Below are 3,179 nucleotides of genomic sequence, written 5' to 3'. Positions count from 1 at the left end.
TAATCCTCTGTAGACCACACCAATAAATGGCTGCGGAGGTGGGTTACTACTTATAAGTGTGGCAAATTAGGTAAATATCGTACATTTAATACGGAACAGCCCTGATATGGCCATCAAAAACGAAATTACTATTCTCACGAGAGCAGAACAGGCAGATCTTTATTCCCCACCCATTTTTTCAATCGAAGAACAACGTCTGTACTTTTCTCTGAACGATGCGGAATTGGCAGTTTTTCGGTCAATTCGTCTCAGAGCTCATAGATGTTACTTTGTCGCGATTTTGGGATACTTCAAATCAAAGCCCGTCATCCTAGATATCGCTTACTCGCAGGTTTCTAAGGATTTAATGTTCATCAGTAAAGAGCTGCTTGGCGGCAAGGGGCTCAGACCATTCACTCCCTCACAAAAACAAAAAGATCGACTCTACGCAAAAGTATTAGACCTTGCTGGTTATCACAAATGGGACGAAAGTCAGCACTTCAATTCTCTTTTCGACCACCTTGTTCAGGTGGGCAATGCCTGGCTGGAGCCGCGTTACCTCTTTGATACTGCTATTGAATTCCTAACCAGTCACAGCATTGCTATCCCTAGGTACACCGTACTCCAGAGACTGATAAGCAGAGCGATGCAGCAGGTCAGAAAAGACCTGGCGCACCAACTTAATCAACTCACCAGTCCTGAACTTCACGTCTTTCTGGACAGCATAACAGCCATTGATGACGGACTAAGCCTGAACCAGCTCAGAGGCGGTGCAAAAAGTCTGACCGTACCTGAACTTAAAAAAGAGCTTGCCCTTTATCATCAGTTAGCGCCATGGCGCACGCAAATCAATGGCGTTATCGATGGGCTTAATCTGTCTCTTAAAAATCGACAACACTTCGGTGAGCTCATCAACTATTACGGTAGTAAACTCAAACGATTCAAACGCGCACAGCAGCATCTATGGTTGCTATGTCACCTGACAGAGCGGATACAACTGGCACTGGAACGGTTAACTGATGGGTTCATTTACCATATCCGCAAGCAACAAGAAGCTGCCAACACCTTTGCACAACAAGCAGTGTTCCTGTCCTGGCAGTCAGCCGCGGACAATGTCACGAAAGCGGCAGAGTTACTGCATCTGTTTGTGGATGAGAACATTGATGATAATCAACCCTTCTCAGTAGTCAGACAACAGGCATTGAAGGTCATGAATGACAGGGATATCCAGACCCTCTGCCTTTACCTGAAAAAACAGAAACGGACCGTGGAAGAGTACCAGTGGCAACATTACGATGAACAATGCAATCTCCTGGAGCAACTGTTAAGGCAGGTGTTCTTGTGCCTTGAATGTGAGGCCGGTAAAGGCTCAGAAGCCGTCGTCGCCCAACTTCAACAGATGCAGACGGAAATCGCATTCGGTGGACCACTGAAGACGATGGATACGTCGCTCATCCCGAAAAAGCACCTCCCATGGTTGGTTAAACAGGATAACGTTAACCCGCAACGTTACGAATGGCTGCTCTACCGGCAGTTAACCTCACGACTGAATGGACGCATTTATTTGCCAAATGTTACCAAATACCGCGCACTGGAAGACGACCTGATCCCCCAGACATCGCAGGATACCTTGCTGGCCTCATCAACACTGGACAGACTAAAACAGCCCGCAGAGTTATTGTTACAGGAGAAACAACACCGGCTGGAAAGTGCACTCAAAGACGTTGCTCTCCATATTGATGAGGGAGACAATCGAAATGTGATCATGAAAAATCGTACCGGTACCCGCTGGCGTCTGCCGACCAAAAGCGCTACATCTCTGGTCAACAATCCCTTTTTTAAGCGAATGCAACCGGTCGGTATCGCGGATGTACTGCGGTATGTAGAGCGCGAAACCGGGTTCATGAAATGTCTGACTCATGTACTTCCGATACAAAAACAAGGGTTCACTCATCAGGATGATTTACTGGCCATTCTGATTGCCAACGCCACTCACCGTGGTGTGTATGGCATGGCGCAGATCTCCGATCGAAGCTATGAACACCTGAGTACGGTGCAGGCCAACTATATCCGGCCTGAAACGCTGCATGACGCCAGCGACGTGATCAATAATGCGGTTGCAGCGCTACCCATCTTCCGCCACTACCATATTCAGGAGGACCAGCTGCATGCCAGTGCGGATGGTCAGAAATTCGAAACCCATCTGGAAACCTTTAAAACCCGGTACTCCTCTAAGTATTTCGGCACCAACAAAGGGATCACGGCCATGACACTGGTGGCCAACCACAGCGCCCTCAATGCTCGGATCATCGGTTCCAACGAGCACGAATCACACTATATTTATGACCTGTTACAATCCAACAGCAGTGAAATCAAACCTGACGTACTCTCGACAGATACACACGGTGTCAATCATGTTAACTTCGCCTTACTGGATCTATGCGGTTACAGTTTTGCACCGCGATACGCGCAGTTCAGTAGTGTCATCAATGATCTGTTTGACGTAACTGAAAATGAACACGGCGGCACCAACCTTGCCCTGAAAAAGCCCATCAGGACGAATGTCATCGAAACGGGATGGCAGGATATTAGGCGCATTGTTCTGTCACTTCAGACAAAGCGAACGACACAGGCAATGCTGGTAAGAAAGTTGTCTGGTTATCCTTCGGGGCACCCGACATTACAGGCGCTGACGGAGTATAATCGACTGGTCAAAGCGCAATATTTACTGGATTACATAGACAATGCCAGTTTGCGGCAGTACGTTCAGCGTGCCCTTAACCGGGGAGAAGCGTGGCACTTCCTGAGACGGGCTATTGCGTCGGTGAATGGCGATCAGTTCCGAGGCAAAAACGAGAGTGAAATCGCTATCTGGAATGAATGTGCAAGATTGCTTGCCAACGCGATCATCTACTTCAACTCCGCGATACTGAGTCATCTGCTGGGACACTTTGAAGCGAGAGGAGATGAAGAGAAAGCGGGTATCACTCGTGCTGTTTCGCCCGTTGCGTGGCAAAATATCAACTTAAGCGGAACGTATAACTTCACTAATACTGGGAAATTGCCCAATATTGGCGAAATAACAAGGCCGATAGTGGATGATTAGGCTCCAAGCTGAAAGTAAACCACCTCCGCAGCCATTTATTGGTGTGGTCTACAGAGGATTATGTCTTTTTAGAGGGGAAAATCCCTAGAACCCC

1 protein-coding gene is annotated in these 3,179 nt (G+C 47.8%); it reads left to right on the top strand.

The features are described 5' to 3' along the window. Positions 1–106: 106 nt before the first annotated feature. Positions 107–3,085, top strand: a complete 2,979-nt coding sequence (locus tag QL995_RS21550; protein ID WP_013755170.1) for a Tn3-like element ISShfr9 family transposase — start codon at positions 107–109, stop codon at positions 3,083–3,085. The last annotated feature ends 94 nt before the right edge of the window (positions 3,086–3,179 follow it).

The sequence above is a fragment of the Pseudoalteromonas sp. APC 3358 genome (assembly GCF_030408075.1).
GTDB lineage: Bacteria > Pseudomonadota > Gammaproteobacteria > Enterobacterales > Alteromonadaceae > Pseudoalteromonas > Pseudoalteromonas arctica.
This window is presented reverse-complemented; position numbering and strand designations above follow the sequence as displayed.

Coding starts and splice junctions, on each gene's coding strand:
- QL995_RS21550 (WP_013755170.1), top strand. CDS start 107: ATGGCCATCAAAAACGAAATTACTATTCTCACGAGAGCAGAACAGGCA.